Consider the following 16,842-nt stretch of genomic DNA (forward strand, 5'->3'; position numbering starts at 1 on the left):
GCATGGCTGCCCGGCCGAGCCGGCTCAAACGCGATAGTAGCGGTTGGCGCGCTTTTCAGCCTCTTCCATCGCCTCTTGCGGCGTCGCCTGGCCGGTCACCGCCTTGGCGAACATGTCGACCAGCACATAGTCGGCCATGGTCGCCGCCGAGGCATAACCGAGCGGGCCGGCATAGCCGTTGGGCCGCAGCGTCGCCGAGGCCTTGGCGTAAGCGGCATTGTTCGGATCGGCCGTCCAAACCGGGTTGTTGTCAAAGGCTTTGAGCGTCTGGCAGCAATAGCCTGCCGACGACGTGATCCACTGCGACATTTGCGGATCCTCGAACATGAACTGCAGGTAGGCCTTGGCCGCGTTAGGGTAGGGCGTGTAGTCGAAGATCACGGCCGTGGTCACCTGGAACAGCTCGACGGATTTTCCGACCGGGCCGATCGGCAGGTTGGTGGTGCGGATGTCCTTGGCTATTTCAGCCAGCTTCGGATCCTTGTCCTTGTTGATCTTGGCGGTGTTGTAGGCCGAAATGCCATTGGCGATGACGCTCAATTCGCCGGCCAGGAAGGCGCGGTTGTTGTTGACGTCGAGCCAGCTTTCGGTGCCGGGAATGAAGGTCTTGTAGAGTTGCTGCGCGTATTCGATCGCCTTCAGCGTCTCGGGGCTGTTGATCGTCACCTTGCTGTTCTCGTCGACCATCTGGCCGCCATGGCTCCACAGCAGCCAGTGCGCGTAGTTGTTGCCGTCGCCGACGCCGTGGCCGTGCGTGAAGCCGGCCGGGTGCCCCTTCGCCTGCAATGCCTTGCAAAGCTCGAGCAGGCCTGCCGTGTCTTTTGGAAATTCTGAGAAGCCGGCTTCCTTCACCCAGCTTTCGCGATAGACGATGGCATTGCCGATGGTCGCCAGCGGCAGGCCGAGGAACTTGCCTTGCCGTGTCGCATATTGGTGCGGTCCGTCGTGCCAGCCGCCATATTTCGAGCCGAGATATTCGCCTAGTTCCGTCACATCGTGCAGTTTGTCAGGATATTGGTGCGGGTCGTCGAACCAGACGAACATCAGGTCCGGGCCGGAGCCGACATTGGCGGCGACCGCCGCCTTGGGGCGAATGTCCTCCCAGCTTTCCTTGTCGACGCGGACCTCGACGCCGGTCGCTTCGGTGAAGCGCTTGGTGTTGGCCAGCCATTGATCCTCGTCGCCCTGCACGAAAGGCGACCAGCGCAGCAGCCTGAGCTTGGCGCCGTCCTCGGGCTTGTATTTCAACCCCTCCTGAGCAAAGGCGGGAGAGCCGATGAACCGGCTTCCCAAGGCTCCCGCGGCCGCGCCGGCGGTGGTGCGGATCACGTCACGTCTGGTGAATTTCATGTTCGCTTCCTCCTGCTTATTGTCCTTGCCGTCCTACTGCTCGATGGGTGTTTCGAACCGCTGTCCGGTTTTGCCGTGAAAGAGATGGATGAGGCCTGGCTCGGCCGTAAGCCGGATGGTTTCGCCCGGCGTGAAGGAATGCCGTTCCCGGAAATTGGCGACGATCTCCTCGCCGCCGGCGGTTCGGCCGATGAGCTGCACTTCGGATCCTGTCGGCTCGACCACCGCGACGGTGACCGGAATGCCCTGATGGTCGGACAGCCGTAAATGCTCGGGCCGTATTCCCAGCACGACCGGCTCACCATTGCCGATGGAAAGTGCAGAGGCCAACGGGACCGAAATCCCTCCGGCGCCGCGAAACGACGGCGAGCCCTCGCTTACGATCTCGCCCCTGAGCATATTCATGGCGGGCGACCCGATGAAGCTGGCGACAAAGAGGTTGTTCGGCCGGTCATAGAGCTCGAGTGGCGGCCCGATCTGTTCGACGATGCCGTCATGCATGACGACGATCTTGTCGGCCATGGTCATCGCCTCGATCTGGTCGTGGGTGACGTAGACCGTCGTCGTCTTCAGGCGCTGGTGCAGTTCCTTGATCTCGGCGCGCATCTGCACCCGGAGCTTGGCATCGAGATTGGACAGCGGCTCGTCGAACAGGAAAACCTGCGGGTCGCGCACGATCGCCCGGCCCATGGCGACGCGTTGGCGCTGCCCGCCGGAAAGCTGGCGGGGATAACGGTCGAGCAGCGGCACCAGTCCCAGGATCTCGGCCGCACGCCGCACGCCGGCATCGCTCTCCGTCTTGGGAACGCCCTTGAGCATCAGCGAGAACGCCATGTTCTCGGCAACCGTCATATGCGGGTAAAGCGCATAGTTCTGGAAGACCATGGCGACGTCGCGCTCCTTTGGCGCAACGTTGTTGACGACACGTTTGCCGATCGCGATCTGGCCGCGCGAGATCTTTTCCAGGCCGGCGATCATCCTGAGAAGGGTCGACTTTCCGCAACCCGAAGGTCCGACCAGCGTGACGAACTCGCCGTCGTTTATATCGACGCTGACCCCGTGCAGGACCTCGACGGTCCCAAATGATTTGTAGACATCGCCGATTGCGACAGACGCCATCGATCTCCTCCCGACTGATTCCTGCAACGACTTCGAAGGAAACCGCTTTCCTGCCTGGCCCGCGGCGACGCCCAGGCTCCTCCCCGGTCACGCGCGATGTGAGACGGTAGCGCTACCAAACCGACCTGTAAAGCACGCCGGCATCACCGGGATATCGACACACCCTAATCCGAAACCTCGGTCTGCGGCCGGTCGCGGCCGTCGGCGAGCTCGTCGTGCCAGTTGCCGTCGGCGTCCTCGTACTGGATGCCGTCGGTGTTGCCGGCGACCTGCTGTTCGGCCGAAGCGATCTCGGCGGCGCGCAAGGCATCCTGATGGGTGGGGAACGTTTCGGAGAATGTCGAGCCGACCTTGTAGGCCCAGCCTCCGTCATGCTCGACGATCTTGTAGGTCAGTTTCGCCATGAAACCCTCCGGTTGAAAGCCCGTTGCCTCAATGCAGCCTGTCGTCGGCCAGCCTGTCGTCTGGCAGCCTGTCGTCTGCGACCAGCACGTCCGATTCCCTGGCGGCTTCGATCAGTGCCCGGCGCGCATCCGCCGTTGAACGATAACCTTCCAGCACTTTTAGGCAAGTGTCGAGGGCATCACGATGACGGGGCCCGCGATTGAGTGGCCAGACCGTCATCAGGCACTCCGCCGCCTCCTGAGCGCTGCGGATGTGGCGATACTTGCCGACATGGCCGAGTTCGACCACGACCGGCTTTTCAAATGGCTTGCTGTCCATCATCGCCGCCAACGCGGAGCGGCCGATTTGGTTGCAACTGCTATTTTAGCTCAGGCGAAAATAACTCAATAGCCGCAGTCATTGCGCAGCCAGCGCGCATTCGCCCAGCCGGTGCGGCCGCCGAAATCGACCTGGTACCAGTTTCCGCGCCGGTCGAAGATCTCGGTTTGCTCGCCGTTGAACAATTGCCCGATCATGCGTGACGACGAGTTCGGTCGGGCCCGAACGGCGAGAAAGCCGCTTCCCGTTGCCAGATTGTAGTGCCTGGAAAGACAGTGAACCGTACCTTCGCAATATTGCGCCCCGGCCGGCGTCGATGCGGCGAACGACAGCCCGGCCACGACCGCGGCGGCAGCCGCAATGGAAATCCCCCTGAACGACATGTCTCTGCTCCCCCAACCCGCCGCGGCCACTCTACACCGGCAGAGGATCATGCGAAGCTGTGCTGGCCCGTCCAGCGAGACGAACCCGCCGTCAGTTCGCCGCCTTCATCCAGTGCTGCATCGTCGTCACCGAGCGGGCAAGCTGCGGCGCCGGGTGGATTTTCTCGCCGAAGGTGGCCGCGGCGCGCCAGCCCCAGCGCGGATCGGCAAGAAAGGCGCGCGCCAGCGCCACCATGTCGGCGCGGCCGTCGGCGACGATCGCCTCGGCCTGTTTCGGATCGTCGATCAGGCCGACGGCCCGCGTCGGGATGCCGACGGCCTTACGCACCGCTTCGGCCAGATGCACCTGGTAGCCGGGCCCGGAGGGCAGCTTCTGCAACGGCGAATTGCCGCCACTCGAGCAGCAGAGATAGGCGACGCCGGCTTCCTTCAGCGCTTTTGCCACTTCGATCGCATCTTCGACGTCGAAGCCGCCATCGACCCATTCCTTGATCGACAGACGCGCGCCCAGCATCAGCCTGGGCACCGCCTTCTTTACCGCCTTGGCGATCTCGACGGCGAAACGCATGCGGTTTTCCAGCGAGCCGCCCCAGCGGTCGGTGCGCCGGTTGGAAAGCGGCGACAGGAACTGGAAGATCAGATAGCCGTGCGCGGCATGCAGCTCGATGAAGTCGAAGCCGGCGCGCTCCGCCCGCCGCGCCGCGTCGGCAAAGCGTTCGATGATTTGCAGGATCTCGTCGTCCTCCAGCGCCCGCGGCACCTGCCAGCCGGTGTCGTAGGCGATGGCTGATGCCGATACGATCGGCCACGGGTCCTGATCGGCGTGCAGCGGGCCGCCGCCCTCCCAGGGTTTGCGGTTGGAGGCCTTGCGTCCGGCATGGGCAAGCTGCGTACCGAATTTCGTGCCCGGTGCGGCAACACGCTTGGCTGCATCCAGCGTGCGTCGCGCCGCCGCCTCGTTGTCCTCGGAATAGAGGCCGAGACAGCCATGCGAGATGCGGCCGCGCCGCTCGACATCGGTCATCTCGACGGTGACCATGCCGGCGCCCGACATCGCCAGGTTCATCCAGTGATAGAGATGCCAATCGCTGGCCGAGCCGTCCTCGGCCGAATACTGGCACATCGGCGCGACCGCGATGCGGTTGGGGAAGGTGAGGCCGTCTAGGGTGATCGGCTGGAAAAGCGATGAGGTCATAAAAAACTCCGCGAAGGGTTGCCGCTATTTAGGCAGCCGACTGTGCCAGCGCCAGACACGAGACGGTGAAACGGCCCCTGGACCAATTGGTGGACCGATTGCACGAACGGCCGTTCGCGGCTACGCCTTGCCGCGGCAGCAGGGAGTCCACCATGGAAGATCGCATTCGCATCCGCTCCGAGGAAGTCCTTTCCGACGAATGGGCGGTTTTGAAAAAGACCGTCTTCGACTATCGCCGGCGCGACGGCAAATGGGAAACGCATACCCGCCAAACCTACGATCGCGGCGACGGCGCGGTGATCCTGCCTTTCGATCCCGAGCGGTCGACGGTGCTTCTGGTGCGGCAGTTCCGCTACCCCGCCTACGTCACCGGCCACAAGGAGCCGCTGATCGAGGCCTGTGCCGGCCTGCTCGACGAAGACGATCCCGAAACCTGCATCCGCAAGGAGGCCGAGGAGGAACTCGGCTACCGTCTGAAGGACGTGCAGCGGCTGTTTTCGCCCTATATGAGCCCCGGCAGCGTGACCGAGCGGCTCTGGTTCTTCGTCGCCCGCTATTCGCCCGCCGACCGCATTTCCGACGGCGGCGGCGCCCACGACGAAGGCGAGGACATCGAGGTTCTCGAAATGCCGCTAGACGAGGCACTGGCCGGCATCCACGATGGTCGGATCATCGATGCCAAAACCATCATTTTGATCCAGCACCTGAAGCTGAACCCGATTGGGAGGTGAGAGGTGGTGGAGCATGCAGACATCTCGTGGACGGCCGCATCTGTCGCAGCCGGTCCAAGGTTCCGCTGAATGTACTGAAAAAGGGGCGTCTTCGCAGGATGGGCGAGTGCCGACCTACTTGGCGACACGCCTTTTCGCTGGCTCTTTGTGCACTGGCAGCGGTGGCAGACCTGTCGACGCTGCCCAGTCGAGATTTGCAAAGAGACTGCGAAAATAGGGATAGCATGCAAAGGGAGCCACCCTATCCAAAAAGGCGATTACGGCCTCTTGGTTGCACTCAACTAGGTTATCGTACGTGACCAAATACTCAGCTTCGCATATCAAGGTCTTCTTGCGGCCAGTTTTCGCATCCACCTTGAAGGAAATAAAAGCCATTCCGGCCTGCTCCGAACGAAGATACTCCCGATTGCCCTTCTGAACCGTGTAGGAAAGGCCCCGCCTGTCTTCATCCGCAAAAAATTCCGGCTTTACATCGAATTTGACGTTGGTCATTTGCACGGCCCGCAATTGAGCCAACTCCACTACATCGCCGTATTTTTCGATGCGGTCTCGCTGAATGGATTCGGCGTCGGTAGTGACTGCTTTGGCCATTCTACGCCGCTTCGTATTCGAGACAGTCAACATAATTTCCATTCGCGGGGCCGGTACTCCGGCCCCAGGCAAGGGTAGCTTCGCGAACCTGATAAGCCATGATAGCGTAACCGCGATCTACGCTGGATCGCCCCGGTTGCAAGTCTTGACTCTCCTTAAGTTCCGGCTTCGGCAACGGGCAGTACTCAGCCTTGAGGTCAAGAAGCGAAAGAGCACGCGCCACAAGTTTGATAGTCGGGTTGGCTTCGGAAGAGAGCAACTGGCTCACTCGCGCGCGCGATACACCGAGTCGTTCCGCAAGCTCGACCTGCGTGACGCCCTTTTCTTTCATCGCGTCCAGCAGAGCAAACTGGAAATCCATCAGAGCATTTTCTTCTATGCCAACGAAATCCGTCGCCGTCTTGTTCTCTTTTTTCATCAAGTGATATCCTCTGCTTCGGCCGCCGCCTTTTTCATTTTCGCTGGGTCGGCTCGGTTTTTCTTTTTGCTGGGGTCGCATGCTATCCCGAGGAAACACCTTTTCCCGCGGAAAAGTCTGACAACGCCATAAATGCGAAATTGCCAAGACTTGAACTCATAGATCTGCACGTCGTTCCCCGAAGCGCCCTTGAAGCGCCCCAGCGGTTTGAACATCTGGTCCCCAAGGGGCTGATTTTCTGCGTATCGACCAAAATAGCGTGGGAGCTGAACCGCAGACTTTCGGCTGGTTTCGTCAGTTCGAGTGAGTAGTGCCTCGTATTCTCTTCGAGCTTCACCGAACAGCCACACATCGGCATAGTCTCCGGACGCCACATGCATTCCATCGCGAATTTTCGGCGTCGCCGCACGCGTCGGTCCTGCCGACGTAATGCGCTTCTTGCCTCGATCGCGATTTCGTCGATCCATACTTCTCTGCAAAAGTTAAGGTATGCCTAAACACGAATCAAGACGTGGCGCAACGTCAGTAGCTATCTATTTTGCAATGCACGAGATTTGCAACAGCTGGGCTAATGGGGTATCTAGCTGCCGTCCTAGTTGCGTCGCGCTTATGAATATGCCAAATCAACCCACGATCAGCTGAAAACCACATTCGCCGGTACAAAGCCAGAGAATGTCCCGTACCGCTGTAAGTGCTTCGCCCGACTGCTTTGGAACTGCATCTGCGCCGCCATGCATAAGCGCGTTGCGAGTTTGGCGCAGGTTTTCGACACGCTGAACGAGGTAGTCATTCAATACGCCTGCGGTCTTTAGCGTGTTGATCGTGCCGTTGAATCCCAACTCCTTGAGCCGGCGACGCGAGATCGGCGTCGCTGGCCCTGTACGGTTAGCGGGTGCTGTGTAGTCGAGGCGCTTGGCCACTCCCGAAACAAGACCACTCGCAAACATCAGTTCTTCAAGTGCCGATTCGACCACTACCGCAGCCAGCGCGATACTCGCGCTAGCGTGCTGTCGACCGTGCAGTATCATCGCCTGATAGGTCATCACAATCATCGCCATTGGGTCTACCGCAGTGTAGGTGGGGGTTGCCCTAAGCAAGCGATCGGCGAACGCAAGTCCTTCGGTAAGGTCGTCAACGCTGATCGAGGATAGCACAAACTGGCGTTTTTTGAGCTCTGCCACGCGTGGGCCAAGTCGATCACGCAGCCGGTTGCTGTCAAATTCTGGCAACAGAACACCATGGTCAGGTACTTCAACCCAGTTGTAAATCTCGTCAAGTCCGGGAAAAAGCGGGCGATCAAGGGCGATATGATTGCGCTTGGAGTGGACGCCGTAGATACAAGCGGTCACAAACACAGCCATCCTCAAACGATCAATCTGCAACGAGACGATGGCCTCGTTGTTTCCCATGACGACCTCGGGCACCTCACCGATGCCTCTAAAATCCAGGCGGCGAAAGCCGCCGAGTGAACTTTCTTTGAAGCTAAAAGCCAATAGTCCCAAGTTTGTCGCGATTGCTTCGACACCATTCACGAGACGCTTACGACCGACAATGCGTAGATCGAGTTCCCCCGAGTGGGTGGGTTGGTCGAAGACATAGGTGTGGCGAAATACATGTATCGGGCCCTGCAGCAGACATGAAGAGCGCACAACATCACTGGTGGCCGGAAGGCGTCTCGCAGTTTTGGGCCGACAGCGATGGCATGACAACGCAGCTTAGGCCGGACGGTTCTGCGCTCAGGAACAGTCCCAACAAATTTGGTTCGATCGGAAATGCCCACCACATCAAGCTAGGTGAACCGTGGGATCACTCTATCGAGCCAATCTTTGATGCGGCAGATTCTCAATTTCCGCACCTCATCAAAAGACTGCTCGCCTTTGAAAGTAAGGTCACGTTGGCCAACACACAAATTCACGATCGTTTCCTCCTTCTTGACCCGTTCTCCAAGGAGGAGACCCACAACCTTGCAATGTGCCTGTCCTCGCTAATCGTGCGCGCTCCACGATTTAGAACTGAGATAGGTAGGACAGTGGAAGAACTAGGCCCCATAAGATACGAGAATGGACTTCCCGCCAGGCATTATCTTATTCCTTTGAATATCGGACCGAGTCACCTTGGCGTGACCAAAAGCATGGAAGGGCATGGGATATTCATAATAATGTATTCTGACGAGCAGGAGTTCATATATGGGGATGGATTCTTACATAATTTTTGCGCTTTTGGGGATTCTTCGTATGCCTTCGGAAGATGCATAGTTCCCATAACGCCAACCATGTCAGTCGTGTATTTTACGGCTAACGGAAGCTACAGGTCTGGCGTCCGAACTGTTCGGCTCAGCCGGGATGAGGTAGATTTCTTTAATGGCGTGGTTCAAATATATTCGAAGGATTACATTTTTTATCGATCGATTAAGCCGCGCGTCATTAAATCGTTCACCGATCAGAAGTTTTATGTCTACCATTATCATCAGCACGAATGGCTTGAATACTTTTTGGCCGGCGCGGTCGAAGCGCGCTTTAGCCGGATCAAGCCAAAAGCCTAGTCCTACGCTAAACTGGTGCGCGTTAGGACATGACGGCTATGCTGGCATCGCTGTTGTGCGTAGTTCCTTAAATAGCCGATACCCGCTCATCGCAAACCATGCACGGAAACATGCCCTTCCCGGTCGTCGCGGCTCGGGCGGATGACGATTTCGACATCGCGGTTTAGCAGCGTAAGGAAGCCCATGAGCCGTTCGACGGAAAAACCGTCGAGGCGATAATTTACCAGCGCCGACACTTTGGACTGTGGAATGCCGAGCAGCTTCGCTGTCGCGATCTGGCGGAGCTTGCGCGCCTTGGCGATCTCGTTGAGGACGAGAGCGAGACGCGTCTTGGTCTGCCGGTCGACAGCATCCGGTCGCCCAAGATCAGCGAAGACGTTACCCGTCCCGTGTTCCATATCGATCGTCATATCCGTCTCCTGCCGTTCATCCGGTCTCATCATTTTGTTTCGTAGCCTTCCCGCGCCCGCTTCAACCGCTCACTGATGAGGTCGACGTCGACTGTCGCGGTCCGCTTGTCGGACGGGCTTTTCTTCTGGAAGGCATGGAGCACGTACACCACACCCTCGAAGCGCACCGTGTACGCCGCCCGGTAAATCCAGTTTAGAAAATCAAATCAATATCTGATTACATCTGGTGCGGACGACGGGAATCGAACCCGTACGATCAGAGATCGAGGGATTTTAAGTCCCTTGCGTCTACCAATTCCGCCACGTCCGCAGGCCAGCCCTTTTCAGCCGCCAGCCAAAGGCCGTCAAGCCGTCTTCTGCCGTAGAGAAATCTGGCACTGGAAGCTAGCGAGGGCCAATCACCCACGGAGATACAAACAAAATCGTTTCACCTGGAGATGTTTTTTAGCGACAGCTTCCGAGACTACCGCGAATGCGTGTCCCCCGTTCGCAGGATGCGTTCGGGCGCTCTGGCCTGATAGACTCCAATCGGCAAGTGGATCGGCGCGCCGATACTCGACGCAGTCGTCTACAGACACTGGGAGATTGTCATGCTCAAGCTTGCCTCTGCCCTGGCACTGCTGCTTGTTGGGACGGCGCCTCTGTCTGCTGACGAGATGCCGATGAACGCCAAAGACATCAAATGGGGTCCTGCTCCCGCTGTCATTCCGGCTGGGGCGGAAATGGCTGTTGTCGCTGGAGATCCCTCAAAGGACGGCGCCTTTGTGCTGCGGTTGAAGGCACCCGCCGGCTACAAAATTGCCGCACATAATCATCCCACCACGGAATACATGACGGTGCTTTCCGGCAACTTCCATTTTGGAATGGGCGATAAGCTCGACGAGGCGAAAGGCGTCGAACTGACTGCTGGCGGCTTCGGCGTCGCACCGGCCGGAATGAATCACTTCGCCTGGACGACAAGCGATACGATCGTAGAGGTTCATGGCGAGGGGCCATTCAAGATCACCTACGTCAACCCGGCAGACGATCCGAGCAAAAAGTGACAGTTCGGGGATCGAATTGATTGAACCGGCTGAAGGCTCGAACGATGGGGTGCGTCACACTCCGCGACCGTCGATTCAGTAAGATCCGCTAACGCGGCGAAAGCTGATTAGCCGGAATCATATTCCGCTTGGGCCATTTTGCCATGAACGACGCTAAAACAAAAAACCCGCCTCGGCGGGCGGGTCGTTGGAGCCAATTAGCACCATAGCCAAATTAGTAGCATAGCTGCCGGCACAAAGCAAGAACAAAGTTGCTGCGGCCGGCACAAAAGCATAATGCCTTTGTCCTGCCTTCCGGGCCTTGGCGATTGGCGAAAGCCGTGGTGGCATCAATCTCCCTCCTTGAGGGGGAGATGGCAAGTTGTGGCAAGAGGGCAGGCCAGAGGGGGGGGGCGTCTCGCGTGGATCGGCGACCCCCTCTGTCGCCTTCGGCGACATCTCCCCCTCAAGGAGGGAGATCTGCAACTTCGCCGTCCGCGCTTACTTCCTCGCTGGTCAAAATCCTCGCGGCTTGGCACAGTCGGGCAAACGGGAGCCTGTTGATGCCGAAGACCGCCAATGCGACAAAACCAAAACCCTGGGCCGAGATGGCGACGCATCTGGTCGATGTCGCCATGGGCCGCAAGCCCGCCGATCTCGTCATCCGCAACGGGCGCTGGGTCAACGTTCATTCCGGCGAGATCATCGCCGGCACCGACATCGCCATCGCCGGCGGTCGCTTTGCCTATTGCGGGCCGAATGCCGGCCACGCCATCGGCCAGGGCACCAAGGTGGTCGATGCCGGCGGCCGCTATCTGGTGCCGGGGCTTTGCGACGCGCATATGCATGTCGAGAGCGGCATGGTGACGGTGACGGAATTCTGCCGCGCGGTGATCCCGCACGGCACCACATCGATGTTCATCGATCCGCATGAGATCGCCAACGTGCTCGGCCTGCCGGGCGTGCGGCTGATGCATGACGAGGCGGTCGCCATGCCGGTCAACGTGCACGTGCAGATGCCGTCCTGTGTGCCGTCGGCACCGGGGCTGGAGCATGCCGGCGCTGAGCTGACCGTCGCCGATGTTGCCGAGGCGATGACCTGGGAAAACATTATCGGGCTCGGCGAGGTGATGAATTTTCCGGGCGTCGCCGCCAATGATCCGGTGATGTCGGGCGAGATCGCGGCGACGGTGAGGGCCGGCAAGACTGTCGGCGGGCACTATGCCTCGCGCGATCTCGGCCTGCCGTTCCACGGCTATGTCGCCGGCGGCGCCGAGGACGATCATGAAGGCACGCGCGCCGAGGATGCCATCGCCCGCGTCCGCCAGGGCATGAAGGCGATGCTGCGCCTGGGTTCGGCCTGGTATGACGTGGCCTCGCAGATCAAGGCGGTGACGGAGAGCGGGCTCGACCCGCGCAACTTCATCCTGTGCACCGACGACAGCCACTCCGGCACGCTGGTGCACGAAGGCCATATGGACCGGGTCGTCCGCCATGCCATCAGCCAGGGCTTGAAGCCGGTGACTGCGATCCAGATGGCGACGCTCAACACCGCCCAGCATTTCCGGCTGGAGCGCGAGATCGGCTCGATAGCGCCGGGACGGCTCGCCGATCTGCTGATCGTCTCCGACCTCGCCGAAATGACCATCGACGAGGTCTATGGCCGCGGCGTCAGGCTGGCCAAGGGCGGCAAGCTCGAAATCGACATTCCGGCCTACAATTATCCGCGGACGGCGAAGAACACCGTCAAGCTCGGCAGGAAGCTCAAGGCAGGCGATTTCGACATCGCGGCACCCATTGGCGCCAACGAAGTGCGGGTGCGGGTCATCGGCGTCATCGAAAACCAGGCGCCGACGCGGGCGCTGGAGGCCGATCTTGCCGTCGAGGACGGGCTGGTCGCCATGGATCGCCGCAACGATGTCTGCCAGATCGCGCTGGTCGAACGCCACAAGGGCACCGGCGGCGTCACCAACGCCTTCGTCTCCGGCTTCGGCTATATCGGCGACTGCGCCATGGCCTCCAGCGTGGCGCATGATGCCCACCACATCATCGTCGTTGGCACCAACAAGCAGGACATGGCATTGGCGGTGAACCGGCTGGGCGAGGTCGGCGGCGGCGTCGTGCTGTTCTCCAAGGGCAAGGAACTGGCGCTGGTCGAAATGCCGATCGCCGGGCTGATGTCGGACGAGCGGGCGGAAATCGTCGCCGCCAAGGCGGACAAACTCAGCGACGCCATGCGGCAGATGGGCTGCTCGCTGAACAACGCCTACATGCAGCACTCGCTGCTGGCGCTGGTCGTCATCCCCGAGCTCAGGATTTCCGACGTCGGCCTGATCGACGTGACGACCTTCCAGAAGGTTGATTTGTTCGTTTGAACGCCGCCGGGGCGCCTATTCATCCGCCAGTGGCGATGGTCAGCACTTTGAACGGCGTGGTGATGACGATTTCGGCGACCGAGCCGACGGCCTTGCCGAGGCCCTGGCCGAGATTGTCGAGCTGGGCCGGCGCGGTCTCTTCGGAGGCGAGACCGGCCGGGGCGCGCAGGCGGTCGCCGAGCAGCTGCACCAGGAACGGGTTGTCGGCGAATTTGGCGTGGTTCAACCGGTCGCCGCCCTTGGTCTTGGTCAGGTCGACCACCGAAACGCCATAGCTGGCGAGGTCGGCCGCGTCGCCATAGTCGCCAACGCGCGGCTTGTCGCCGGAGATCAGGGTCGACAGCCTGAGCGCCCGATCGTCGCCCGAAAGCAGCACGGCGAACGGCTTGTCGGGCTTGCCGTAGCGGATCATCTGCTTCTTGAACACGTCGACGTCGATGTCGGGCGAAGCCAGGATGACGTAGCCGAGCTTGCCGCCGAGGTCGCGGTCGCCGGTGATGGCAAGCTGGCGCAACGCTTCCATCGTCACCCAGGTCCCCATCGAATGGGCAATGATGTCGATGCTCTTGGCGCGGCTCTTGGCGAGCATGCGCAGCGTCGCTTCGAGATCGTCGCGCGCCGCATTGGCGCTTTCCTTGTCGTAGATGTAGCCGGTCGTCTTGCCGCTCGACGCCCACGAAAACAGCACCGGCGTTCCCGGGTATTTCGTGTCGTGCGCGATCTGCGTCAGCCGGTAGATGCCGTCGTCGAACCCGTTGTTGAAGCCGTGCACGAAAACCAGCGCCCGGTCGCCGCGCATCGCGATGTCGGCGCCGACCGCCTTGGCGAACTGCGGCGCGCCTTCGTAGAAGGTGACGCCGGTCGCCGTGAAATCCTTCGCCGGATTGCTGTTGGCCGAGCCCTTGACCCGCTCGATGGCGCCGAGCTGGTGGATCTTGGGCACCGTCACCTCGACGCTGGCAAAGCTGGTGGTCGGCGAACGGTCGCCGTCGAACACCTGCCGGGGCTCCTTCGTTGCCCTTTGCCGGGTTGTGGCGACGAAGATCTTGTGCGTCGCCGCAATGTCCGAAGCAGGCACGGTGATCGTCGTCTTGTTGAGCAGATCGTGCGTGTTCTGACCGGCGCAGCCTGCCAGCGCGAGCGCGAACGCAACGACGAGAAAGATCTTCGAAGGCACGATCACGCGGGCTCCCGCAAAGGCGACGTCGAGCCGGAGACGTCTTGCCTATTCGATAGAGGCAGAGGCCGGCACGGTCCAGTTCAAACTGTTCCGATGGTGCGGCAATGGTCAACAACGACTGCCGCGCAATGCAGCTATTGTCCGACCGAGGCGATGCGGTCGGTCACCTCGCGGTCGCTGGCAAACCCGTCATCCTCGCGCAGCTTCTGGCCGATCAACTGCACCAATTCCGGATTGTCGGCGAATTTGGTGTGGTTGAAGCGGTCGGCTCCCTTGACGCTGGAGAGGTCGACGACCGACACGCCATAGCTGGCAAGGTCGGCGGCGTCCTTGTAGTCGCCGCCGCGCGGCCGCGCGCCGGCGATCAGGCCGGACAGCCTGAGCGCCCGGTCGTCGTCGGAGAGCAGCAGGATGAACGGCTTGTCCGGCTTGCCGTAGCGGCGCATCTGGCTCTTGAACACGTCGACGTCGATGTCGGGCGAGGCCAGCACGACGTCGCCGAGCTTGCCGCCGAGATCGCGGTCGCCGGTGATGGCGAGCTGGCGCAGCGCCTCCATGGTGACCCAGGTCCCCAGCGAATGGGCAACGATGTCGATGCGCCGCGCGCCGGTCTGCGCCAGCATTCTCAGCGTCACTTCCAGCTGGTCGCGGGCAACGCTGGCGCTTTCCTTGTCGTAGACATAGTCGGTGGTCTTGGCGCCCGACGCCCAGGAAAACAGCACCGGCGTGCCAGGATAGCCGGAATCATGGGTGATCTGGGTGACGCGGTAGACCGCGTCGTCGAAGCCGGTGTTGTAGCCGTGGACGAAGACCATGACGCGGCCGCCGCGCGCCGCGATGTCGGCGCTGAGCGCGCTGGAGAATTTCGGCTGGGTATCGTAGCCGACGACCTCGGAAGCCATGAAGTATTTGGCCGGATCGTCCGACTTGCCGCGCGAGCGCCGCTCGATCTGGCCTGTCTTGTGGATGCCGGGGACGGTGACGTTGACGCGGGCATAGTTCAGCGTCGCCGACCGCTCGCCGTCGAAGACCTTGTTGGGATCGTCGGAGCGCTTGCGCGTCGTTGCGATGAAGATCGAGTGGTTGCCGGCGATTTCCGTCACCGGCACCGCCATCATGGCGCTGCCGAGCAGTTCCTCGGTTTGGCGGCCGCCGCAGCCGGCGAGCAGCGCTGCAAGGACAATGATGCAAATCGTCTTCAAGGGCACTTAAGCAATTCCACTCCGGCCTGACCAAAGGCCCATCCACCTCCGCCGCCCCTCCCGGACAGGCGAAGTGCGGCAGAAGTAAGTCGCGGATGCCGAAATGCGCTCAGTGCCTCGCGACGGCCATCGCACTGTTGCGCGAAAGCCAGAACGGCGGCAGGAACGCCGGGATATTGGAAAACGGCAGCACTTCCGGCTTCAGTCTTATGCCAAGCACGTCGGTCATGAAGGCGCGGCGCGCCTCGATGCGGCGCCAGGCTTCGGATAGCGCGCGGCGATCTCTTCGCGCAGCGCGTCGTCTGCCAACGCGATCCCGTCCTCGATGTTGGTGGTGAAATAATCGGTGCCGGTCGCCGGGATGATGTCGACCTGCAAGGCCATGCCCGACCTCAACCTGATGTCGGAGCCGGAGAATGACGGCGAATGCATCCATTCGTCGATATGGATGAGATGGCCGGGATTGAGCGACACGCCGAAGAACGGATCGCCGATCCGGTCGTGCACCGCCTGCCACAGCGCGCCGCCGGGAACGCCGATGCCGACCGTCTCGTACCAGTCGACGACGGCGCAGAAATAGGGCGCGACCAGTTTCTCGACATAGTCCTGGATGCCCCTTGGAAGTTCGGCCGCGCCCTCGACCAGAAAACCGGCGCGGGCGTTGAGCGAGCCATGGATGCCGTAGGCCATGATGATCGGGTCGCCGCGCTTGATGATTTCGAGGCGCGGGCTTGGCAGGCCATAGGCCGCGCGCCTGCCGGCCGACAGCATCGGGTGACAGCATTGCGGCAGGCCGTTGATGCCCATCAGCCGCGCCGCTTGCAATTCGGTCATGCCGGGTTCGATGCCTTGCAGGACGTTACGCAGCCCTTGCGAGGAATAGGTCGCGGCGAATTCGAACGCGGCCAGCTGGTCGGCCTCGTTGATGGCGCGCAGGCCGTCGGCAGGGTTCATCAAAAGGTTCGCGGCGTTGACGATCACCCCCCTGTCGCCGGCAAGCGTGCGTAGCGTGTCGGCGATGAAGGACGGCAGGTCGAGCGTCGTTTCACCAAAACCGACATCGCCGGGGCCGAACGGTTTCCAGCCGATGGCGCCGATGCGCTGGCCGGCTTTCAGGCCGCAATCGGCAAGAATGTTGGGAAGCGCCTGCGAGCGGTCGCGCGGCTGCGCCGGCAGCGAAAAGGTCTGGTAGAGCACGCGCTCGTACGGCCCGTCGCAGATCTCGGCATAGCCCCAGCCCTCATTGCCGACCAGCAGTTTCGGCGGCTTGCCGGGAACGATGAGCAGCAGCGTCTCCTCGAAGCGCGGATCGTAGCCGCAGAGATAGGCGACATTGGCGGCATGTTCGCGGTCGCCATAGACGACGAACGCGTCGAACCCCGCTTCGCCGCCGCGTGCAACCAGTGCAGCGATGCGGGCCTCATAGGTGGCGCGCGGGACCAGCGGCATCACCGTCGGTTCGCCGAACTCCGGCAGCGACACGGTTTTCTGGGCCACCGATGCGACAGGCATGAACAGACGCTCCTAACGGCCAACGAGGTTTTGGGAACACCCTTTCAGGGTGGCCGGACAATGGCTTCGTGAAGCCGGATATGCAATAG

Annotated in this window: 19 protein-coding genes and 1 tRNA gene; 4 read left to right on the forward strand and 16 right to left on the reverse strand. The window is 61.1% G+C overall.

From position 1 onward, the window contains the following. Positions 1-24: 24 nt before the first annotated feature. The 6 genes from NKJ35_RS19275 to NKJ35_RS19300 form a co-directional block, all read right to left on the reverse strand. Positions 25-1,350: an ABC transporter substrate-binding protein gene (locus tag NKJ35_RS19275; RefSeq protein WP_254817688.1), complete on the reverse strand. Its 1,326-nt coding sequence runs from the start codon at positions 1,348-1,350 to the stop codon at positions 25-27. Between the two features lie 33 nt (positions 1,351-1,383). Continuing rightward, positions 1,384-2,469 carry an ABC transporter ATP-binding protein gene (locus NKJ35_RS19280; protein WP_352649200.1) on the reverse strand — a complete coding sequence of 362 codons (1,086 nt, stop codon included), beginning with the start codon at positions 2,467-2,469 and terminating at the stop codon, positions 1,384-1,386. 164 nt (positions 2,470-2,633) lie between these two features. Next, complete coding sequence (locus NKJ35_RS19285) at positions 2,634-2,873, reverse strand: DUF2188 domain-containing protein (RefSeq protein ID WP_254817690.1); 240 nt, start codon at positions 2,871-2,873, stop codon at positions 2,634-2,636. A gap of 28 nt (positions 2,874-2,901) precedes the next feature. Continuing rightward, positions 2,902-3,195 (reverse strand): DUF982 domain-containing protein, encoded by a 294-nt coding sequence (locus NKJ35_RS19290; protein ID WP_352467305.1) that lies wholly within the window; start codon positions 3,193-3,195, stop codon positions 2,902-2,904. Between the two features lie 62 nt (positions 3,196-3,257). Beyond that, the gene (locus NKJ35_RS19295; protein WP_352649201.1) at positions 3,258-3,575 is read right to left on the reverse strand and encodes an SH3 domain-containing protein; all 318 of its coding nucleotides are present in this window, start codon (positions 3,573-3,575) and stop codon (positions 3,258-3,260) included. 91 nt (positions 3,576-3,666) lie between these two features. Continuing rightward, on the reverse strand, positions 3,667-4,770 hold the full coding sequence (locus tag NKJ35_RS19300; protein WP_352649202.1) for an NADH:flavin oxidoreductase/NADH oxidase: 1,104 nt from the start codon (positions 4,768-4,770) through the stop codon (positions 3,667-3,669). A gap of 152 nt (positions 4,771-4,922) precedes the next feature. Between NKJ35_RS19300 and NKJ35_RS19305 the strand changes: the two genes are divergently transcribed. Continuing rightward, a complete protein-coding gene (locus NKJ35_RS19305; protein ID WP_254817694.1) occupies positions 4,923-5,501 on the forward strand; it encodes an NUDIX domain-containing protein in 579 nt (192 codons plus the stop codon). Between the two features lie 114 nt (positions 5,502-5,615). Here NKJ35_RS19305 and NKJ35_RS19310 read toward each other — a convergent pair whose 3' ends face one another. The 4 genes from NKJ35_RS19310 to NKJ35_RS19325 form a co-directional block, all read right to left on the reverse strand. After that, entirely contained in the window at positions 5,616-6,092 is a 477-nt protein-coding gene (locus NKJ35_RS19310) for a hypothetical protein (RefSeq protein ID WP_352649203.1), read from the reverse strand. 1 nt (position 6,093) lies between these two features. After that, positions 6,094-6,510: a helix-turn-helix domain-containing protein gene (locus tag NKJ35_RS19315; RefSeq protein ID WP_352649204.1), complete on the reverse strand. Its 417-nt coding sequence runs from the start codon at positions 6,508-6,510 to the stop codon at positions 6,094-6,096. After that, positions 6,510-6,977 (reverse strand): hypothetical protein, encoded by a 468-nt coding sequence (locus NKJ35_RS19320; RefSeq protein ID WP_352649205.1) that lies wholly within the window; start codon positions 6,975-6,977, stop codon positions 6,510-6,512. Before NKJ35_RS19320 ends, NKJ35_RS19315 begins: the two co-directional genes overlap by 1 nt. A gap of 156 nt (positions 6,978-7,133) precedes the next feature. Beyond that, positions 7,134-8,042 (reverse strand): hypothetical protein, encoded by a 909-nt coding sequence (locus NKJ35_RS19325; protein ID WP_352649206.1) that lies wholly within the window; start codon positions 8,040-8,042, stop codon positions 7,134-7,136. 104 nt (positions 8,043-8,146) lie between these two features. Between NKJ35_RS19325 and NKJ35_RS19330 the strand changes: the two genes are divergently transcribed. After that, the gene (locus tag NKJ35_RS19330) at positions 8,147-9,052 is read left to right on the forward strand and encodes a hypothetical protein (RefSeq protein ID WP_352649207.1); all 906 of its coding nucleotides are present in this window, start codon (positions 8,147-8,149) and stop codon (positions 9,050-9,052) included. An 86-nt stretch (positions 9,053-9,138) separates the two neighbouring features. Here NKJ35_RS19330 and NKJ35_RS19335 read toward each other — a convergent pair whose 3' ends face one another. The 3 genes from NKJ35_RS19335 to NKJ35_RS19345 form a co-directional block, all read right to left on the reverse strand. Further along, entirely contained in the window at positions 9,139-9,462 is a 324-nt protein-coding gene (locus NKJ35_RS19335) for a helix-turn-helix domain-containing protein (protein WP_352649208.1), read from the reverse strand. 29 nt (positions 9,463-9,491) lie between these two features. After that, a complete protein-coding gene (locus NKJ35_RS19340; RefSeq protein ID WP_352649240.1) occupies positions 9,492-9,650 on the reverse strand; it encodes a type II toxin-antitoxin system RelE/ParE family toxin in 159 nt (52 codons plus the stop codon). 36 nt (positions 9,651-9,686) lie between these two features. Beyond that, positions 9,687-9,772: transfer RNA gene (locus NKJ35_RS19345), tRNA-Leu, on the reverse strand. 280 nt (positions 9,773-10,052) lie between these two features. Here NKJ35_RS19345 and NKJ35_RS19350 point away from each other — a divergent pair. Then, on the forward strand, positions 10,053-10,505 hold the full coding sequence (locus NKJ35_RS19350) for a cupin domain-containing protein (RefSeq protein ID WP_254817696.1): 453 nt from the start codon (positions 10,053-10,055) through the stop codon (positions 10,503-10,505). Positions 10,506-11,047: 542 nt separating this feature from the next. Further along, positions 11,048-12,859, forward strand: a complete 1,812-nt coding sequence (gene ade / locus NKJ35_RS19355; protein ID WP_352649209.1) for an adenine deaminase — start codon at positions 11,048-11,050, stop codon at positions 12,857-12,859. A 19-nt stretch (positions 12,860-12,878) separates the two neighbouring features. On the opposite strand, the gene NKJ35_RS19360 is transcribed toward ade, so the two are convergent. From NKJ35_RS19360 to NKJ35_RS19370, 3 genes are all read right to left on the reverse strand, one after another. After that, entirely contained in the window at positions 12,879-14,042 is a 1,164-nt protein-coding gene (locus NKJ35_RS19360) for an alpha/beta hydrolase (protein ID WP_352649210.1), read from the reverse strand. Between the two features lie 131 nt (positions 14,043-14,173). Next, the gene (locus NKJ35_RS19365) at positions 14,174-15,247 is read right to left on the reverse strand and encodes an alpha/beta hydrolase (protein WP_352649211.1); all 1,074 of its coding nucleotides are present in this window, start codon (positions 15,245-15,247) and stop codon (positions 14,174-14,176) included. Between the two features lie 219 nt (positions 15,248-15,466). After that, a complete protein-coding gene (locus NKJ35_RS19370; RefSeq protein ID WP_352477413.1) occupies positions 15,467-16,753 on the reverse strand; it encodes an aminopeptidase P family N-terminal domain-containing protein in 1,287 nt (428 codons plus the stop codon). Positions 16,754-16,842: the final 89 nt, after the last annotated feature.

Source organism: Mesorhizobium sp. M0136, assembly GCF_040322515.1.
In the GTDB taxonomy this organism is placed as follows: Bacteria; Pseudomonadota; Alphaproteobacteria; order Rhizobiales; family Rhizobiaceae; genus Mesorhizobium.